The sequence below is a fragment of the Bradyrhizobium sp. ORS 111 genome (assembly GCF_045571485.1).
In the GTDB taxonomy this organism is placed as follows: domain Bacteria; phylum Pseudomonadota; class Alphaproteobacteria; order Rhizobiales; family Xanthobacteraceae; genus Bradyrhizobium.
Map to the genome: position 1 here is coordinate 5,788,936 of NZ_CP120701.1, position 19,118 is coordinate 5,808,053.

Consider the following 19,118-nt stretch of genomic DNA (forward strand, 5'->3'; position numbering starts at 1 on the left):
CCCGACCATCGCAGACGACATCAGGGGCGCCGGCTATGCCGGCGCTTTTTTGTTGGTCGTGGCCTGGTCGCGGCGGCGTCGGGAACGGCCGCGTTTTCCGCTTTCGTCGCGTCCGGCTTGCCGTGCTCTCCCTTGGACACATCGGCTTCGGACGTGCCGGCTTTCGGCGCACCTGGCTCGGACGCATCGGGCTTGGACGTATCAGGCTTGGACGCGTTGGATTTGGCCGCTACCTCGCGCGGCGGAGCGTCCTCCGGGCGGGCCGCCGGCAGCAGCGGGGCGACCTGCGGCAGCGGGTCATACACATTCCACTGGCAGATCCGGTAATTGTTGCGACGCTCCATCAGATCGAGATGGATGTGGTCCTCGTGGTACCAATCCGAGCCCGGGCCAAGCACGGTGGAGAAGCGGGCGCAGACCGAATGCAGCACGGTCTCGCGCAAACTGCGCGGCACGTTGCGGTCGGTCAGCGAAATCGAACTGCCGTTGGCGAGCTTGAAGGCGCGCACGTCGAGCGCGTTGGCACGGCCATGCTCTGAGAGCTGCGCACCGGCGACGCGATTGCGGCCACGGCACTCGAACGAGTCGAAATTGTCGAGATCGCTGATCGGGCTGCCAAGTCCTACGGTAAGCGGAGCGATGTCGGTGCGCACCCAGTCCGCGACCGCGGTCGCCATCTTGCAGCGGAGGATCGCAGCCGGTTTCACCGCAACCTTCCGCTTGTCCGGCAGCACGATCGCTTCCAGCCGCACCAGATCCTCGCCGCCGCAATCGCCGGGGCCGTGGATGTCAGGGACGCTCGGCGCAATCGCGATCTCCTCGGTCAGCGCCAGCCGGCAGGCCGAGGGCTGCGGCGGAGCGGGCTCAGCCGGCTTTGCGGCCTCGGCAGGCTTGGTCTGCTCTGCGGGCTCGGTCACCGCGGGCTGCTTCGCTGCGGCCGGCGCCTCGGCGGGGCGCGGCCTCGGCAATGGCACGGCCGTGCGGCGCTTCACCGCGCGCGGCTTGGCCGGGCGGGCGCCGAACAGGTCATCCCATGGAAAGCCGGCCGAGCGCCGGGCGGCCTCCGCCGGATTGGCCTGCATGCCAAGCCAAAGCAGCGCCGCGGCAGCGGTAACCATTGCCGCGCGCCCGCGACGAAACGCGCCATCAGCCCATTTTCGGCTTGCTTTCTCCGCGCTAAAGTTCATGTCAATTCCATGATTTTACTGCCGGCCGCCCAAGATGCCGGTGGATCATGTGTGAGGATTGAGGAGGGATTTGCGTATGCTTGGCTTGATGCAAGATTGGCCCTTGCTGTGTCACAAGATTATCGAGCACGCCGCGAAATATCACGGCACGCAGGAGGTCGTGACGCGGTCGGTCGAAGGCCCCATCCATCGCACCAATTACGCTGAAATCCACGCCCGCGCGCTGAAGGTCTCGCAGAGCCTGGAACGCGACGGCATCAAGCTCGGCGACCGTGTCGCCACCATCGCCTGGAACACCTGGCGCCATCTCGAGGTCTGGTATGGCATCATGGGGATCGGCGCGATCTGCCACACGGTGAATCCGCGCCTGTTTCCGGAGCAGATTGCCTGGATCGTCAACCACGCCCAGGATCGCATCGTCGTCACCGACCTCACCTTCGTTCCGGTGCTGGAGAAGATCGCGGACCAGTTGCCGAGCGTGGAGCGCTATGTAGTGCTGACCGACAAAGCACACATGCCTCAGACCACGCTGAAGAACGCGGTCGCCTATGAAGACTGGATCGCGGCGTCCGACGGCAAGTTCCAGTGGAAGACCTTCGACGAAAACACCGCGGCGGCGATGTGCTACACGTCCGGTACCACGGGCGATCCCAAGGGTGTGCTCTACTCGCACCGGTCCAACGTGTTGCATGCGCTGATGGCCAACTCGAAGGACGCGCTCGGCACCTCCGCCGCAGACACAATGCTTCCGGTGGTCCCGTTGTTCCATGCCAACAGTTGGGGCATCGCCTTCTCCGCTCCTTCCATGGGCACCAAGCTCGTGATGCCTGGCCCGAAGCTCGACGGCGCCTCGGTCTATGAATTGATGCAGACCGAGAAGGTCACGCATACGGCCGGCGTGCCGACAGTGTGGCTGATGCTGCTGCAATATATGGCCGCCAACAATCTCAAGCTGCCGGATCTGCAGATGGTGGTGTGCGGCGGTTCGGCGATGCCGCGCTCGATGATCAAGGCCTTCCTCGACATGGGCACGCAGGTGCGCCACGCCTGGGGCATGACCGAGATGAGCCCGCTCGGCACGCTGGCCACGTTGAAGCCGCCGTTCTCCGAGCGCGCCGGCGAGGAACGGCTCGACGTCCTGCAGACCCAGGGCTATCCGCCGTTCGGCGTGCAGATGAAGATCACCGACGATGCCGGCAAGGAGCTGCCGTGGGACGGCAAAACCTTCGGCCGGCTGAAGGTCTCCGGCCCTGCGATCGCAAAGGCCTATTTCAGGGTCGACAGCAGCATCCTCGACGAGGAAGGCTATTTCGACACTGGTGATGTCTCCACGATCGACCCGCACGGCTACATGCGGATCACGGACCGCTCCAAGGACGTCATCAAGTCCGGCGGCGAATGGATTTCCTCGATCGATCTCGAGAACCTTGCGGTCGGCCATCCGGCGGTCGCGGAAGCCGCCGTGATCGGCGTCCATCATCCCAAATGGGATGAGCGTCCGCTCCTGATCGTGCAGCTCAAGCAGGGCCAGAACGCCACGCGCGAGGACATCCTGAAATACATGGACGGCAAGATCGCGAAATGGTGGATGCCCGACGACGTCGCCTTCGTCGAAGGCATTCCGCACACCGCAACCGGCAAGATCCTGAAAACGGCCCTGCGCGACCAGTTCAAGGATTACACGTTGCCGACCGCAGCGGCCTAACCTCGTTGTCACCCTCTCCCTTGCGGAAGAGGGTGCGCTCGCATAGCGAGCGCGGGTGAAGGGTTTGTCTCTGCGGAGGCAGCCCCCTCATCCGTCGCGGACTTCGCATAGCCGATGCGGCGAATCGCGGCCTCCTTGGAGGACGGCGGCCGATAGGCCGGCTGCGGCCCACCTTCTCCCGCAAGGGGGAGGAGGGTCCCCAAATTCCCTTGAATTTGCCGCAGGTCCGTGATCTCACACGGATCAGTCACGGCGGCATTGCTCGCCCCGGCGCATCTCAACCGGGAGATTCTTCGACGATGGCGCGCAGGTTTTCCGCTCCCTACCAGCAGGAGCCCGTGTCCGGTCTCGCCACCTGGTCACGCAACCTCGCCATCTTCTCCGTCGTCGCAGTGCTGGTTTCGGTCCTCATCGTCCGCTTCGGATTCCTGGAGGTGAAGCCGGCGCTGGCGACCTTCTTCGGCGCGCTGGGCTGCGCCGGCCTCTCGATCCTGGTCGGTCTCGGCGCCTTCGCCGCGATCTGGCAGAACGGGACCCGCGGCATGGGCCGGATTCTGCTCGCCCTGTTGATCGACGCCCTCGTGCTCGCCTACCCCGCTTACCTCCTGTATCAGTACCGCAAGCTGCCGCGGATCTACGACATCACGACCGATCCGATCGATCCGCCCAGATTCGAGGCGCTGGCACGCCTGCGCACCGGCGAAGGCACCAATCCTGCGGCCTATGCCGGCCTCTATTCAGCCGAGCAGCAGCGCAAGGCCTACCCCGATATCGAGACCGTCGAGCTCGAGGCGTCGGCCACCCGGGCATTCGATGTGACGCTGCGACTGGTGAACCGTCGCAAATGGCTTGTCATCGACGAGCGCGCGCCGCAACCGCCGCGCAACATCGGCCGGATCGAGGCGGTGGCACGCACGCCGATCATGGGGTTCCGCGAGGACGTCTCGATCCGGGTCACGCCCGATGGCGAGGACTCGCGCGTCGATATCCGCTCCGCCTCGCGCTACTTCGACACCGATCTGGGCAGCAACGCGGCGCGGATCACGAAGCTGATCGAGGACATCAACACCGCTGTCGACAACGACAACTCCAAGCCGGCTAAGAAGCCGCCGCAGCCTCCGCCGAAGGCGCCGGCGAAGACGGTGAAGAAATAGCGTCTGCCCGTGTCGCCGGTGTGCTCCCTCGCCCCGCTCTTGCGGGGAGAGGGTTGGGGTGAGGGGCTTCGATCCGCGAGCGCAATGGCGAGACCGAGCTTGTGGCATGCCCCTCACCCGAAATTCGCGCTACGCCCGAATTTGGACTTCTCCCCGTGAAGAACGGGGCGAGGTTAAGAGGCCAGCCGATACGTCCCGCCGATCACGGGATCTCCATCGGTCGTGACAATGCCGCGTCCGACCAGATCCTCTAAATGGGCCAGCACGGAATAGCCGGCGGCAGTGGCGAGACGCGGATCGAGCCCGATATAGATCGCGCGCACCATCGTCGGAATGTCGGCCTCGCCCTTGCCGAGACGATGCAGGATCGATGCCTCGCGCGCCCGGCGATGACGGGTCAGGAAGCGGACATAGCGCGGACCTTCCGGAATCTCAGGTCCATGGCCTGAGAAATAGAGCTGCTCGGGCCGCTGCTCCAGGCGCTCCAGCGATGCCATGTAGTCGATCATCGAGCCGTCAGGCGGCGCCACGATCGAGGTCGACCAGCCCATCACGTGGTCGCCGACGAAGTTGATGCTGCGTTCAGGCCACGCGAAGGCGAGATGATTGGCGGTGTGCCCCGGGGTTGCGACCGCCTCCAGCCTAAAGCCCGTGCCTTCGATGACGTCGCCGTGTTTCACCTGCACGTCGGGACGGAAATCGCGGTCGGCGCCGGATTCCGGATTGTGCTTCTCGCTCTCGAAGCGCGGACGCGAAGCCCGGTGCGGTCCCTCGGCATAAACCGGCGCGCCGGTCGCGGCCTTGATCCGGGGGGTGTTCGGGGAATGGTCGCGATGGGTATGGGTAACCAGGATGTGCGTGACGGTTTCGCCCCGGACCGCGTCGAGCAGCGCTTTGGCATGCGCCTCGTCATCCGGACCGGGATCGATGATCGCGACCTTGCCCTTCCCCACGATGTAGCTGACCGTGCCGGTGAAGGTGAATGGGCTCGGATTGTTGCAGAGGATGCGGCGCACGCCGGGCCGGACCTCTTCGACCACGCCTGGCTTGAGCGGGAAGTTGCGGTTGAACGGGATGTCGTCGTTGTCGGCCATGGGATTGCCTACTCGCTGTCATCCCCCGCGAAGGCGGGGGCATCCAGTAAACACCGGCACTCGAGATTGAGCATCGGCCTCCAGAATACTGGATCGTCCGCCTTCGCGGACGATGACAGCATTGCCTCGTGGTACGCCAGCGCCCCTTACGAGAACGCCTGAATGCCCGTGATCGCGCGTCCAAGGATCAGCGCGTGGACGTCGTGGGTCCCCTCATAGGTATTCACGGTTTCCAGGTTCGCGGTGTGTCGCATCACGTGATACTCGATCTGGATGCCATTGCCGCCGTGCATGTCGCGCGCCATGCGGGCGATGTCGAGCGCCTTGCCGCAATTGTTACGCTTGACGATCGAGATCATCTCCGGCGCCATCTTGCCTTCGTCCATCAGACGACCGACGCGAAGCGAAGCTTGAAGGCCGAGCGCAATCTCGGTCTCCATGTCGGCGAGCTTCTTCTGCACGAGCTGGGTGGCGGCGAGCGGCCGGTTGAACTGCTTGCGGTCGAGCGTGTACTGGCGGGCGCGGTGCATGCAGTCCTCGGCGGCGCCCATCGCGCCCCAGGAGATGCCATAGCGGGCGCGGTTGAGACAGCCGAACGGGCCCTTCAGGCCGGACACGTTGGGCAATAGCGCGCTTTCCGGCACCACGACGTTATCGAGCACGATCTCACCGGTGATCGAGGCGCGCAAGCTGAGCTTGCCGCCGACCTTCGGCGCCGACAGGCCCTTCATGCCCTTTTCCAGGATGAAGCCACGAATCTGGTTGTCATGCGCCGATGATTTGGCCCAGACCACGAAGACGTCGGCGATCGGCGCGTTCGAAATCCACATCTTGGCGCCGTTGAGCCTGTAGCCGTCGGCCACCTTTTCGGCGCGGGTCTTCATGCCGCCGGGATCGGAACCGGCGTCAGGCTCGGTCAGGCCGAAGCAGCCGACCCACTCGCCCGTCGCAAGCTTGGGCAGATATTTCTTGCGCTGGTTTTCGTCGCCATAGGCGTAGATCGGATACATCACCAGCGACGACTGCACCGAGTTCATCGAGCGATACCCAGAGTCGACGCGCTCGATCTCGCGCGCCACGAGGCCATAGGCCACGTAGCTCGCATTGGCGCAGCCATATTCCTCCGGCAGCGTCACGCCGATCAGGCCGAGCTCGCCCATCTCGTTGAAGATCTCGCGATCGGTCTTCTCTTCGAGATAGGCTTTGGTGACGCGCGGCAGCAGCTTGTCCTGTGCGTAAGCTCGGGCGGTGTCGCGGATCAGGCGCTCGTCCTCGGTGAGTTGGTCGTCGAGCAGGAACGGATCATCCCACTGGAAGCTGGCAGCAGCCGGCTTGTCCTTGGCCTGGGGGCGCACGCTCATGAAACATCCTTTCGCATAGATCTTTGGGAGTTTGCCGGATAAATTAAAGCGCTATGCTGCAAAGCGCAATTGTATTGGGTTTTCGTCATTCCGCGGCATACGACAGCGTGAACCTCAAGGGCGCCGTGGAATCTCGAGATTCCGGGCTCGATGCACGCGCATCGGCCGGAACGACAAATGCTAATGCTCGAGCTTCTCGTTGGACACGATCTCGATGCCGAAACCGGAAAGGCCTTTGTAGTCGTGCACCGACGACGTCAGGTTGCGGATCGAGGTGACGCCGAGATCGCGCAGGATCTGTGCGCCGACGCCGACCTCGCGCCACTGTTTGTTGCGATCGGCCTCCGCGCTCTTCGTCTCGCCGACGGGCTCGACCGGAACACCCGCGGCCCCATCGCGCAAATACACCAGCACGCCGCGGCCGGCATGCTTGAACTGTCGTAGCACGGCTTCCATCCGCGCCTGACCGGTGAACAGGTCCTTGACGATGTTGGGCTTGTGCAGCCGCGTCAGCACGTTCCGGCCGTCGCCGATGCCGTTATAGACGAAGGCTGCATGCATGATCTCGTCGAATGGCGAGCGATAGGCAAAGCCCTGGAGCGGGCCGATCGGGCTTTCGGTGGTGAAGGTTGCAACTCGCTCGATCAGCTTCTCGCGCGCCTGACGGTAGGCGATCAGGTCCGCGATCGTGACGTGCTTGAGCTTGTGGGCGGCGGCGAATTTCGCAACCTGCTCGCCCTTCATCACGGTTCCGTCGTCATTCATCAGCTCGCTGATGACGCCAACCGGGGGCAGGCCGGTGAGCTTGCAGAGGTCGACCGCGGCTTCGGTATGGCCGGAGCGCATCAGCACGCCGCCATCGCGGGCGATCAGCGGGAAGATGTGACCGGGCCGCGCGAAGTCGTTGGCACCGGCATTGGGATTGGCGAGCGCGCGGCAGCAGGAGGCGCGTTCTTCGGCCGAGATGCCGGTGCCGCCGTCGGGCTTGTAGTCGATCGAGACCGTGAACGCGGTGGTGTGGTTGGACTCGTTGTGCGCCACCATCGGGTCGAGCCGCAGCCGGCGCGCGTCATCGGTGGTGATGGGCGCGCAGACGATGCCGGAGGTGTGGCGAATGATGAAGGCCATCTTTTCCGCCGTGCAGAACGACGCCGCGACGATCAGATCGCCCTCGCCCTCCCGGTCGTCATCATCGGTGACGACGACGAGTTCTCCCCCTGCAAACGCCTGCAGCACTTCCTGGATCGTATCGGCCATTGTCCTGACATCTCGCTCTATGCAGGCAGTGGATTAGCCGGGTTCCTAGGCCCGCGCCAGTATCATTATGCAACCCGCCATGCATTGGGCAGGCATGCCAGGGCGGTGACGGACACCCGTAGAAGCCCCCGGATGGAGCGAAGCGCAATCCGGGACATTCTCGCACGCAAGGTCCCCCGGATTTCGCTTCGCTGCATCCGGGGCTGCACGGCGAGCTCCTACGGCAGCACCTCGCGCCGCTCGGCCAGCCGAGCATCCATCTCGGCGCGCTTGTCGTCGAGCAGGCCGGCATCGGTGGCCTCGATCACGGCATAGAGTTCGCCGGCGTCGCTGATCCGGGTCACCGTGACATAGTCCGCGCCGGCCTTGTAGAGCTCCTCGACGTCGGCCAAGAGATCGGCGGTCGCGACGATCTTCGCGGTCGGGTTCAGGGTCCGGACATGGCGCACCAGCTTCTCGTTGTCGGCGCCGACGAGCAGGAAATCCGGTACGCTCAGGATGATGATCTCGGCCTTGCCGATACCGGCATGGACCAGCGTATCGACATTGCTGATGTCGCCGTAGATCACGTGCAGGCCGCGCTCGGACAGCGTGCGGAACACCAGCGGATTGAAGTCGATGACGCTGATCTGCTCGAGCAGCGACTGGTTCTGCCGCTCGATCTGGTTGAGCAGCGCGCTCGCCGCGCGGAAAAAGCCGAGAATGACGATGCGCCTGATCTCGCCGTGGCCGCCCTCGCCCGCCCCCTCGCTGTCCTGATCGTGGTCGAGATCCCGCAGCCCGATCCGCTTCAGGGAGCCGATCAGGCCGCGCACGAGCTGGTCGCTGCGGCCCATCGCAAAGGTCGAGAGCACCGCCAGCACCACGAAGGCGAACGAGGCGGCGCTCGCGGTCTCAGTCGAGATGTGGTTGGCGGCGGTCCCGGTCTGGATCACCACCAGCGAAAACTCGGAGATTTGCGCCAGATTGATCGCGGGCAAGAGGCTGGCGCGCAGGCCCTGCTTCATCAGATAGAGCGGCGTGAACGTCGTCACAAGGCGGCTCGCCACGGTGAACGCGGCGATGACAAGCGCGAGCCCGATCACCGACAAACCCGGAATCGGGATCGTCATGCCGAGCGCGACGAAAAACAGGGTGATGAAGAAGTCCCTGAGCGTCGTGACCTTCGCGGTGACGTCGAGCGCATAGGGAAAGGTCGAGATCGAGACGCCGGCGACCAGCGAGCCCATTTCGCGGGACAGATGCAGGCGCTCCGCGATCTCGCCGATGAGGAAGCACCAGGCGAGCGCTCCGAGCAGCACCAGCTCCGGCCGGCGCGCGATCTGGTGGAACAGCCGCGGCAGCACGTAGCGGCTCAGCACCAGCGCGGTCGCGACCAGGACGGCGACGCGGGCGATCGACAGCAGCACCACGCCGACCTGCAGATTGTCGAGGCTCGGCTGCACGGCCAGGAACAGGATCGCGAAGATGTCCTGCAGGACCAGCACACCGAGCGTGATCCGGCCCGGCAGGGTGTCGAGCTCGCGCTTCTCGTAGAGCACCTTGACGATGATCACGGTCGAGGACAATGCGCAGGCGACGCAGAGATAGAGCGCATCGAACTTGCCGCCGCTGATTGCAAGGCCCATTCCCGCAAAGAACAGGATGCCGAGCAGGCAGCCGCCGATAAGCTGGCCGGCACCGGCGAACAGGATCACCTTGCCGGCACGGACGATCTTCTTCAGGTCGATCTCCAGCCCGATCATGAACAGCATGAAGATCAGGCCGAGCTCGGAGATGACGCTGATCGACTCCTGCGACTTGACCCAGCCCATGCCGAATGGACCAATGAAAAAGCCGGCGATAAGGTAGGCGAGGATCAGCGGCTGCCGGGAGAAATGGGCCAGCAGCCCAAGGCCCCAGGCAAACAGGATACAGAGAGTGATATCGCGAATTAGCTCGTGCATGCGTCAAGGCTTCCTGTGCCGCAACCTAGAGGGCTGGGCGTGAGGATCAATCAAGCAATGTGTCACATCCGCGCAGGCGGCGTTTTTCTCGCGATTCTCGCCTGCCTGTTGACCCTGCGCATGACACAGGCGCTAGCACAATCCTCGGGAAGTATTGAGCAAAATTTTGCGAATTCGCTCACCTCAATGCCGGCGGGGGATCTCTCCGTCACCGGCGCATTCTATGTGCCGGTCTATTCCAGCGTGTCGATGAGCCAGGGCAAGCTCAGGGCCGATTTCTCGGTGACGCTGAGCGTCCACAACGCCTCCGAGACAAAGCCGCTGGTGCTGAAGCGGATCGCCTATTTCGACACATCAGGCAAGATGGTGGAGAGCTACCTCAAATCGCCGGTCGCGCTAAAACCGTTCGCAACCGTCGAGGTCGTCATCGCCACCACCGATACCCGCGGCGGCACCGGCGCCAATTTCGCGGTCGATTGGGCGGCCACCGGCGAGATCGCGGAGCCGGTTGTGGAGGCGTTGATGGTCGGCAGCGTCGGCGCCGGGCATTATGCCTTCATCACCCAGGGCCGTCCGGTCAGGCTGCTCGGCAAGAACTAACCTCGTGGAAGGCCGCGCCACGGCCTTCTCAACGACAACAAGACGGAGCGAAACATCCATGTCCACCTCAGCCCAGTTCGATTTTGCACCCCTGCTCCCGGCCGGCCTGCCCGCGCCGGCCGCGCGGTGGACCGGGCTTGCGAAGTACAGCTTCGTCGGCGGCAACAACGATCCCGAGCAGGTCCCGGTCGAGGGGCTGCTGGAGGCGGTCAACGCCGTGCTCAAGCGCGAGGGCAAGAATCTCGCGACCTACAACCTCGCTCACGGCCCGCAGGGTTACCTGCCGTTGCGCGAATTCCTGGCGCAGAAGCTGAAACGCGACGCCGGCATCGCCTGCACGCCGGACGAGATCATGATCGTGTCCGGCTCGCTGCAGGCGCTCGACCTCGTCAATCACACCTTGCTCGCCAAGGGCGACACGGTGCTGATCGAGCAGGAGACCTACCAGGGCTCGCTGAACCGGCTGACGCGGCTCGGTGTCAACGCGGTCGGGATTCCGCTCGACGGCGAAGGCATGCGAATGGACGCGCTGGCCTCGGCACTCGCCGATCACAAGCGCCGCGGCATCACGCCGAAATACATCTACACCATCCCGACGGTGCAGAACCCGACCGGCTCGATCCTCCCCGAAAGCCGCCGCGCCGAGATGCTGAAGCTCTCGCAGGAATACGGCGTGCCGGTCTTCGAGGACGATTGCTATGCCGATCTGGTCTGGAGCGGCGCGCGGCCGCCCGCGATCTACGCCATGAGCCAGCATGGCGGCGTGATCCATATCGGCTCGTTCTCGAAATCGATCGCGCCGGCGTTGCGCGTCGGCTTCATCGTGGCGCCCTGGGAGATGATGTCGCGGATGCTGGCGCTGAAGACCGATGCCGGCTCCGGTGCGCTGGAGCAGATGGTGCTGGCCGAATATTGCGCGCCGCACTTTGCGACCCATGTGCCGCGGCTGACGCGCGGCTTGCGGGCGAAGCTCGACACGCTGATGGAGGCGCTGAACGAGCAGTTCGGCACCGCCGCCGAGTTCGAGGCGCCCAAGGGCGGCATCTTCCTGTGGGTCAAGCTGCCCGACAATGTCGACACGATGAAGCTCTATCAGGCAGCGCTCGGGGCCGGTGTCTCGATCAATCCCGGACCGGAATGGTCGACCAGCAAGGCTCACTCCGGCAGCCGGCTCAGGCTCTGCTTCGCGAGCCCCTCGCATCAGCAGATCCGCGAAGGCATCGCCGTGCTGGCCGAGGTATGCCGGAAGGAATTCGGCGTGCCGACGCGAAGCAGCAATGTGGAGAAGCGCGGTTAGCTCGTGGCACGATAGACCAATCCGTTGTGCTCGGAGTGACGCGGCAATGCGCATTTGCTGAACAAGCGTTCAGGAAACTCTCCAATTGCGTAGGAACGTTTCAATCGCTGCGCTGTTTCATTCTCGCTTAATTGAGGAGGATGAGATGAAGAAGTTTGGATATGTTGTTGCTGCAATCGGCGCGCTCGCATTGGTGGTGCCGTCGGTCGCGAGCGCCGACACAGTCGTGGTGAAGCGCGGCTATCATCATTGGGACCATGGTTGGCGCGCCCACGCCGAAATGCGCGACCACGGCTGGCATCGCGGCTGGCATCATCATGACCGCGTTGTGGTGGTCAAACGACATCGCTACTGAGATCGACACAATCAACACCAAGGCCGACACAATGGAAATGGAAAATGGCTCCTCGCGGAGCCATTTTCTTTATGATGCTGCGTCACCGCCAGTTGCAGATACCGCCAGAGCGGCACGGCCAGGTCTGGATCCGCGTATCGCGCGCCTGGGCGTCGAGCGGGTTGCTGTGGCGGCGCGCCAGCTTGGCCCGTGCGGGAACGCGCCTCTCCGCTCGCTTCTTCTCGACCGGCTTCCGCTCGACCAGCTTCTTCTCGACCGGCTTCGCTGTCACCTTGGCCGTGCGCACAGCCTTTTGCGGCGCAACTTTGGTGTCCTCAACCTTTGGCTCGGCATTGGCCTGCGGCGCTGCCGCGCTGCGGTCGGAATTGGCCTCGACGGGGACCGGCTCGAACTGCGCAGGCGGGCCGAGCCGCTTCGGCGACAGCACGGCCCTGGAGAGATCGAGACTGAAGAATTCGTCCGGGCGGTACTCGTCAGCGAATACCACACCACCCAACAGCAAGGACGCGGTACAGACGGCGACACCAAATATGCTTTTCAGGACCATCAAACGGCCTCCTGAAATCACTCGAACAGAACAGTAATTCATGTAGGAGCCCGGCCGCGCCAATCCAGCCGAAGCCGCGAGCAGGGCCATCGTTCAACGACGGCGGCCGCGGAAGGTTCCCACCGCGGCCGCAGTCAGGGCCCCCTATTCGGCCGCCTGCGCCATCGGCCGGCCGATTGCGCCTTCCAGCCGCGCACATTCGCCGCGGTAGCGGGCGACGTTGGCTTCCTTGATGTGGCCATAGCCGCGCACCAGATCGGCCGACTTCGCCAGTGCCACCAGCCGCGGCAGATCGAGCGGGTTCTTACCGTCGAGATGACGCATGATCATCGCGGAATATTCGCCCGGCAGCGCGCGCTCCATCCTGCGCTCGGCCGTGTAGCCGAAGATGTCGAATGCAGTGCCGCGCAAGCCCTTCAGCCGCGCCAGGATGCTGAAGGCCTGGAACACCCACGGGCCAAACTCGCGCTTCTGCAGACGTCCAGTGACGGGATCGCGCGGCGCGAGCAGCGGCGGCGCCAGCAGCACCTTCAGCTTCGGATTGCCATCGAACTGCTCCCGCAAGGACTTGGCGAACTCGCCGTCGGAATAGAGCCGGGCGACCTCGTACTCGTCTTTGTAGGCCATCAGCTTGAACAGGCCCTTGGCGAATGCCTCGGTCAAATCCTGCGATCCGGGCGCCGCCGCAGCCTCGGCCGCACGCACCCGCGCGACGTCGGCGAGATAGCGCCTGGCATAGGCCTCGTCCTGATAGTCGGTGAGGAACTTGGCGCGGTACGCAATTGCCTCGTCCAGGGTGCGCTTGACCGGCGCGGCGCCCGCGCTCTTGAAGCGCGCGGCGCTGACGACGCGCGGCAGGTCATGCGCGGCGAGCCGTCCCCACGAGAACGCCGTCTTGTTCATCTCGATCGCCGCACCGTTGAGCTCGATCGCCTTCAGGATGGCATCCAGCGACAGCGGGATCGCGCCGCGCTGGAACGCGAAGCCGAGCATGAAGGCGTTGGTCGCGATGCTGTCGCCCATCAGCGCGGTGGCAAGGCCAGTGGCATCGAGAATGTCGAGGTCACCAGGCGTCACCGCGCCGTTCAGCGCATCGCGCATCGTGCCGGCCTCGAAATCGATGTCCGGATCGATCACGAAGCTCGCGGTCGGCAACAGATCGGCGTTGACCACGGCGCGGGTGACGCCGCGCTCGGCCCGGCTCAGCGCCGGCACGCTGGTCGCAACGACGAGGTCGCAGCCGAGGATCAGATTGGCACCGCCGGGCGCGATGCGCACGGTGGTCAGCATGTCGGCCGCCGGCGCGAGCCGGACGTGGCTCATGACAGCGCCGTTCTTCTGCGACAGGCCGGTGAAGTCGAGCGTCGAGCAGGCCAGCCCCTGCACATGCGCGGCCATGCCGAGCAGCGCGCCGATGGTGATGACGCCGGTGCCGCCGATCCCGGTAACCAGGATGTTGTAGGGCGCATCCAGCGCGGCCGCCGGCGGCGTCGGCAGGTCGGCAAACAGCGCCTTCGGATCGGCCGCGGTGCGGTCGGCCTTGCGCAGCTTGGGATCGAGCACGGTGACGAAGCTCGGGCAGAATCCCTCGATGCAGGAGAAATCCTTGTTGCAGTTCGACTGGTCGATGCGGCGCTTGCGGCCGAACTCGGTCTCCAGCGGTTGCACCGAGACGCAGTTCGAGGCCTGCGAACAGTCGCCGCAGCCCTCGCAGACGCGCTCGTTGATAAAGATGCGCTTCGCCGGATCGGGATAGAGCCCGCGCTTGCGGCGGCGGCGCTTCTCTGCCGCGCAGGTCTGGTCGTAGATCAGAACCGTCAGACCCTTGATCTCGCGCAAGTTCCGCTGCACGGCATCGAGCTCGCGGCGATGATGCACGGTGGCGCCGGCAGGGAAGTAATTGGCGGGGTACTTGCCGGGATCGTCGGAGACGATCGCGAGCCGCTTGGTGCCTTCGGCCGCCACCTGGTGGGCGATCTGCGACACCGTGAAGCCGCCCTCGGCGGGCTGGCCGCCGGTCATGGCGACCGCGTCGTTGTAGAGGATCTTGTAGGTGATATTGACGCCTGCGGCGGCCGCCGCGCGGAGCGCCAGCAGGCCGGAATGGGTGTAGGTGCCGTCGCCGAGATTCTGGAACACGTGCTGTTCACTGGTGAACGGCGCCTGCCCGATCCAGCTCACGCCTTCCGCGCCCATGTGTGAGATGGTCTGGGTGTTGCGGTTCGGCACCGACAGCGCCATGCCGTGGCAACCGATACCGGCCATGGCGCGGCTGCCCTCGGGGATCTTGGTGGAGGTATTGTGCGGGCAGCCCGAACAGAAATACGGCGTGCGCGCCAGCTTGACGCTACCCGTGCCTTCGGCCGGCCGATCGAACGCCTCAAGCTTGGCGAGCCGCTGCTCCAGCATCGGGCTGCGATGCCCGAGCTTGCGCAGCCGCGCCACCACGGCGGCCGCCACCATGGTCGGCGTCAGCTCGCCTTCGCTCGGCAGCAGCATCGCGCCGCTCTCGTCGCGCTTGCCGACTACCGAGGGCCGCTTCGAGGCGTCCATGTTGTAGAGGATGCGGACGAGCTGGTCCTCGATGAAGCCGCGCTTTTCCTCGACCACGAGCACATCCTGCAGCCCCTCGGCGAAGGCGCGCGCGCCGCGTTGCTCTAGCGGCCAGGTCAGCGCCACCTTGTAGATGCGCAGGCCGAGCGTCTGGGCCTCGGCGTCCGTGATGCCGAGATCGGCGAGCGCCTGGCGCAGATCGAGATAGGCCTTGCCGGTCGCCATGATGCCGAGCCGCGCCGGCTTCGAATCCAGCACGATGCGGTCGAAGCGGTTGACGCGGGTGAATGCGGCGACCGCCTCCATCTTCGGCCCATGGAGCCGCCGCTCCGCCTCCAGCGGCGGATCCGGCCAGCGGATCGACAGCCCGCCCGGCGGCATCTCGAAATCGTCGGGCATGATGATCTTGATGCGGTCAGGATCGCTGACGATCGAGGCCGAGCTTTCCACCGTCTCCGAGATCGCCTTGAAGCCGACCCAGCAGCCCGAATAACGCGACAACGCAAAGCCGAGGATGCCGAGATCGAGATAGTCCTGCAGCGTCGCCGGATTGACCACCGGCATCAGCGCCGAGGCGAACACCTGCTCGCTCTGATGCGCCAGCGTCGAGGACTGGCAGCCATGGTCGTCACCGGCGAGCGCGATCACGCCGCCCTTGGGCGAGGTGCCGGCAGAATTGGCGTGCTTGAGCGCATCAAGCGAGCGGTCGACGCCGGGGCCCTTGCCGTACCAGATGCCGAACACGCCATCGACCTTGGCGCCCGGAAACATGCCGACCTGCTGGCTGCCCCATACCGCGGTCGCCGCCAGGTCCTCGTTGAGACCCGGCACGAAGGCTATGTCATGCTCTTTCAGGAAAGACTTCGCGCGCCACAGCGCGTGGTCGTACATGCCGAGTGGCGAGCCGCGATAGCCGGAGATGAAACCCGCGGTGTTCAGCCCATGCGCGCGATCGCGTTCGCGCTGCAACATCGGCAATCGGACAAGCGCCTGGGTACCGGAAAGGAAAATTCGCTTCGCATCCAACCGGTACTTGTCGTCCAGTCCAACTTCCATCAACGCCATTCGTCAGGCTCCCCGTCCCGTCTCTGCCACGCCGGTGTGACCCGGTCTCGTTTCATTCGGACAGGATCATGCATCAGCATGCACTGATTTTGTTATGCATGAACAGCCCTGTTCCCTTGCGGCAAGACATATCTCCTCTCTCTCTCTGCTGCCTTATGCGTGGTCTTGCCGAACGCCGGCTTCTTTGAAACGGTGGCGCGCAAAGGGAGGCCAAGGATGATCACAGTCGAAACCGCATTCACGACGGAAATCGTGGAGAATGGCGATCTGCTGGTAGGCCCCTGGCGCAGCCCGAAGCAGATGCTTCAGGCCCAGGTCTACGACTCTCACGCGTCGATCCACGACGACGCAACCGCGCAGAAGCTCGGCTTTCGCGGCGGCACGATCGAAGGGCCAACCCACTTCAGCCAGTTCGCCCCGCTCTGCGAGCGGATCTGGGGCCGCGCCTGGTTCATGACCGGATGCCTATCCGCGCATTACCGCAATCCGGCCTTCGAAGGTGAAGAGGTCCAGGCCCAGATCGAGAAGCCGAAACCGGGCCAGACCGTTTGCGCGATCGGGATGATCAAGCGCGATGGCACCGAGATCCTGCGCGGCACCGTGTCGATCGACGGCGACGGCACCGAGACGGCCCTGAGCAAGCGGCTCGGCGAGTTGAAGCCATTGACCGACCCCGTCATCCTCGCCGACATCAAGGTCGGCATGAAGACGGCCCGCCAGGCGATCAAGATGGATTTCGACCAGAACATGGGCGATCTCTACCCATTCTCGCTGACCGACAAGCTGAAGGTGATCACCGAACCGTCGGACTACTATTCGCTCGAGCACAATCCCTGGGGCCGCGCCATCATCCCGATGGAAATGCTGAGCGTGCTGTTCCAGTACCGCGCGCGCGAGGACCGGCTGCCGGTTCGCGGCCCCGCCGTCGGATTATTCGCCGACCAGGAGATTCGCCTGCTGCGCGGGCCGCTATTCCCTGGCGAGACCTATTGGGCTGAACGTGAGGTCGTCGCGCTCTCAGGCAGCAAGCGCACAGAGAGCATGTGGGTGCGCACCACCGTGTTCGACGCCGACAACATTCCGGTTGCGACCATGCTGCTCAACGGTGCCAGCATGAAGGACTCCTACGCCAATTATCAAACCGAGCACAAGGCGCTCTACGGCTGAATCCCGCCCATCCCGCAAGCCGCCGAACCAAGGACAACAACAATGGCCCGCCTGCCCTATCTCGAAGCCGATCAGGTTGCGCCCGAATATCGGGACATGCTCAAGCGCAACACCAATTTGCACAAGCTGCTGGTCAACTCGCCGGACATGGCGCGCGCCTTCAACGGGATCGGCGGCTACATCCGCTTCAAGAGCAAGCTCGATCCGCGCTTGCGCGAATTGGCCATCCTCCAGGTCGGATGGATGGAGAAGTCGGAATATGAGTTCACCCATCATGTGAAGATCGGCAAGGAGTTCGGCGTCAGCGACGCCGACATCGAGGGCCTGATCGCCGAGACCGAGGGCAGGCCGTCGAAACTCGAGCCGCTCGCCAGGTCGATCCTTCGAGGCGCCCGCGAAATGGTGCGGGAGCTCGCGATGTCGGATGCGACCTTTGCCGAGATCAAGGCGCAGCTCTCCGACGAGCACATGACCGACCTCGTGCTGACCATTGCATTCTACTGCGCGGTGGTCCGCGTACTCGCCACCATGAAGATCGACAACGAACCAACCTACAAAGAGGTACTGCAGCAGTACCGTTACAGGGAGTGAAATGACATGCGCCTGCAAGATCGTGTCGCTATCGTCGTCGGGGCCGGACAGAGCCCCGGTGAGGGCATCGGCAACGGCCGCGCCACCGCGCTAACGTTTGCCCGCGAGGGCGCGAAGGTGCTGTGCGTCGATCACAATCTGGCTTCAGCGCAGGAGACCGTCGACCTGATCGCGGCCAAGGGCGGCACCGCAGTGGCCTTCAAGGCCGACGTTACGAAGAACGCCGACATCAAGGCCATGGTGACCGACGCGCATACACGCTGGGGCAGCATCGACATCCTGCACAACAATGTCGGCGTCAGCCTGTCCGGCGGCGACGCGGAGCTGCTCGATATCACCGAAGAGGCGTTCGATCGCTGCGTAGCGATCAACCTGAAGAGCTGTGTTCTCGCCGCCAAGCACGTGATCCCGATCATGCGACAGCAGCAGCGCGGCGCGATCATCAACATCTCCTCGATGGCCGCGATCACGACCTATCCCTATGTTGCCTACAAGGCGACGAAGTCCGCGATGATCGCATTCACCGAGCAGCTCGCCTACCAGAACGCGCAATATGGCATTCGCGCCAATGTGATCCTCCCCGGGTTGATGAACACGCCGATGGCGGTCGACACCCGCGCCCGCGAATTCAAGAAGAGCCGCGCCGAGGTCGAGGCCGAACGCGACAGCAAGGTGCCGCTCCGCCACAAGATGGGCACCGGCTGGGACGTCGCCAACGCCGCGCTGTTTCTCGCTTCTGACGAAGCCAACTTCATCACCGGTGTCACGCTGCCAGTCGACGGCGGCGCGAGCGTGCGGCGCGGTTAACCAAGGCGGTTAATCTCTGTGACGAGATCACGCGTCGCGATGCATCACGATTCGAAAAACTTGAAATAATCCAATGACACGATGATGTGACGGTGGGTCCACATAAATCGAAATCCTGACTCGTTGTGGTCGCACGAAATTCATCTGCGCTCTGTATCTCGCACCCCGTGAATTGCTGGAGTGCAAAGATCCATGAGCGAAGAACTCGAACTCAGACCCGATCAGTGGGATGCGTTGAAAGCGCTGCGGGCCCCCGCGGCAAACCCTTCAAAACTGAGCCGGTTTGCGGTCGAAAGCCTCATCACGCTCGGCTATGTTGCGGTGCGAGGTGATTCGTTTGCGTTGACGCCTGCGGGCCGTAAGGCGCTGGTCCGCGGTTCCTCGCAACTGCTGCTGGACATTGCCGCCTGACCTTTCGAAAAATTCATGAAA

General features: G+C 64.2%; 16 protein-coding genes. 9 read left to right on the forward strand and 7 right to left on the reverse strand.

What is annotated here, in order from left to right; translation table 11 throughout:
- Positions 1–20 precede the first annotated feature (20 nt).
- Complete coding sequence (locus P6U30_RS26720; RefSeq protein ID WP_407165846.1) at positions 21–1,187, reverse strand: extensin family protein; 1,167 nt, start codon at positions 1,185–1,187, stop codon at positions 21–23.
- A 76-nt stretch (positions 1,188–1,263) separates the two neighbouring features.
- Between P6U30_RS26720 and P6U30_RS26725 the strand changes: the two genes are divergently transcribed.
- Positions 1,264–2,892: a 3-(methylthio)propionyl-CoA ligase gene (locus tag P6U30_RS26725; protein WP_407165847.1), complete on the forward strand. Its 1,629-nt coding sequence runs from the start codon at positions 1,264–1,266 to the stop codon at positions 2,890–2,892.
- 299 nt (positions 2,893–3,191) lie between these two features.
- Positions 3,192–4,046: a DUF1499 domain-containing protein gene (locus P6U30_RS26730; protein ID WP_407165848.1), complete on the forward strand. Its 855-nt coding sequence runs from the start codon at positions 3,192–3,194 to the stop codon at positions 4,044–4,046.
- A 173-nt stretch (positions 4,047–4,219) separates the two neighbouring features.
- On the opposite strand, the gene P6U30_RS26735 is transcribed toward P6U30_RS26730, so the two are convergent.
- The 4 genes from P6U30_RS26735 to P6U30_RS26750 all read right to left on the reverse strand — a co-directional run bounded on the left by P6U30_RS26735 (position 4,220) and on the right by P6U30_RS26750 (position 9,704).
- The gene (locus P6U30_RS26735) at positions 4,220–5,140 is read right to left on the reverse strand and encodes an MBL fold metallo-hydrolase (protein WP_407165849.1); all 921 of its coding nucleotides are present in this window, start codon (positions 5,138–5,140) and stop codon (positions 4,220–4,222) included.
- Positions 5,141–5,286: 146 nt separating this feature from the next.
- Positions 5,287–6,501 carry an acyl-CoA dehydrogenase gene (locus P6U30_RS26740; RefSeq protein ID WP_407165850.1) on the reverse strand — a complete coding sequence of 405 codons (1,215 nt, stop codon included), beginning with the start codon at positions 6,499–6,501 and terminating at the stop codon, positions 5,287–5,289.
- Positions 6,502–6,681: 180 nt separating this feature from the next.
- On the reverse strand, positions 6,682–7,758 hold the full coding sequence (gene ribB, locus P6U30_RS26745) for a 3,4-dihydroxy-2-butanone-4-phosphate synthase (RefSeq protein ID WP_407165851.1): 1,077 nt from the start codon (positions 7,756–7,758) through the stop codon (positions 6,682–6,684).
- A 218-nt stretch (positions 7,759–7,976) separates the two neighbouring features.
- Positions 7,977–9,704, reverse strand: coding sequence for a cation:proton antiporter (locus P6U30_RS26750; protein ID WP_407165852.1), 1,728 nt, complete (start codon positions 9,702–9,704; stop codon positions 7,977–7,979).
- A gap of 120 nt (positions 9,705–9,824) precedes the next feature.
- Here P6U30_RS26750 and P6U30_RS26755 point away from each other — a divergent pair, with 120 nt between their 5' ends.
- The 3 genes from P6U30_RS26755 (at position 9,825) to P6U30_RS26765 (ending at position 11,956) form a co-directional block, all read left to right on the forward strand.
- Positions 9,825–10,304 carry a DUF3124 domain-containing protein gene (locus tag P6U30_RS26755; RefSeq protein ID WP_407170548.1) on the forward strand — a complete coding sequence of 160 codons (480 nt, stop codon included), beginning with the start codon at positions 9,825–9,827 and terminating at the stop codon, positions 10,302–10,304.
- Between the two features lie 58 nt (positions 10,305–10,362).
- Positions 10,363–11,601 (forward strand): PLP-dependent aminotransferase family protein, encoded by a 1,239-nt coding sequence (locus tag P6U30_RS26760; RefSeq protein ID WP_407165853.1) that lies wholly within the window; start codon positions 10,363–10,365, stop codon positions 11,599–11,601.
- A 145-nt stretch (positions 11,602–11,746) separates the two neighbouring features.
- Positions 11,747–11,956, forward strand: coding sequence for a hypothetical protein (locus P6U30_RS26765; protein WP_407165854.1), 210 nt, complete (start codon positions 11,747–11,749; stop codon positions 11,954–11,956).
- Positions 11,957–12,038: 82 nt separating this feature from the next.
- On the opposite strand, the gene P6U30_RS26770 is transcribed toward P6U30_RS26765, so the two are convergent.
- Positions 12,039–12,503, reverse strand: coding sequence for a hypothetical protein (locus P6U30_RS26770; RefSeq protein ID WP_407165855.1), 465 nt, complete (start codon positions 12,501–12,503; stop codon positions 12,039–12,041).
- 144 nt (positions 12,504–12,647) lie between these two features.
- Positions 12,648–16,121, reverse strand: a complete 3,474-nt coding sequence (locus P6U30_RS26775) for an indolepyruvate ferredoxin oxidoreductase family protein (RefSeq protein WP_407165856.1) — start codon at positions 16,119–16,121, stop codon at positions 12,648–12,650.
- Positions 16,122–16,337: 216 nt separating this feature from the next.
- Between P6U30_RS26775 and P6U30_RS26780 the strand changes: the two genes are divergently transcribed.
- The 4 genes from P6U30_RS26780 to P6U30_RS26795 all read left to right on the forward strand — a co-directional run bounded on the left by P6U30_RS26780 (position 16,338) and on the right by P6U30_RS26795 (position 19,097).
- Positions 16,338–17,288, forward strand: a complete 951-nt coding sequence (locus P6U30_RS26780; protein ID WP_407165857.1) for a hypothetical protein — start codon at positions 16,338–16,340, stop codon at positions 17,286–17,288.
- 42 nt (positions 17,289–17,330) lie between these two features.
- Complete coding sequence (locus P6U30_RS26785; protein WP_407165858.1) at positions 17,331–17,879, forward strand: carboxymuconolactone decarboxylase family protein; 549 nt, start codon at positions 17,331–17,333, stop codon at positions 17,877–17,879.
- A gap of 6 nt (positions 17,880–17,885) precedes the next feature.
- Positions 17,886–18,686 (forward strand): SDR family NAD(P)-dependent oxidoreductase, encoded by an 801-nt coding sequence (locus P6U30_RS26790; protein ID WP_407165859.1) that lies wholly within the window; start codon positions 17,886–17,888, stop codon positions 18,684–18,686.
- Between the two features lie 192 nt (positions 18,687–18,878).
- Complete coding sequence (locus P6U30_RS26795) at positions 18,879–19,097, forward strand: hypothetical protein (protein WP_407147778.1); 219 nt, start codon at positions 18,879–18,881, stop codon at positions 19,095–19,097.
- Positions 19,098–19,118 lie beyond the last annotated feature (21 nt).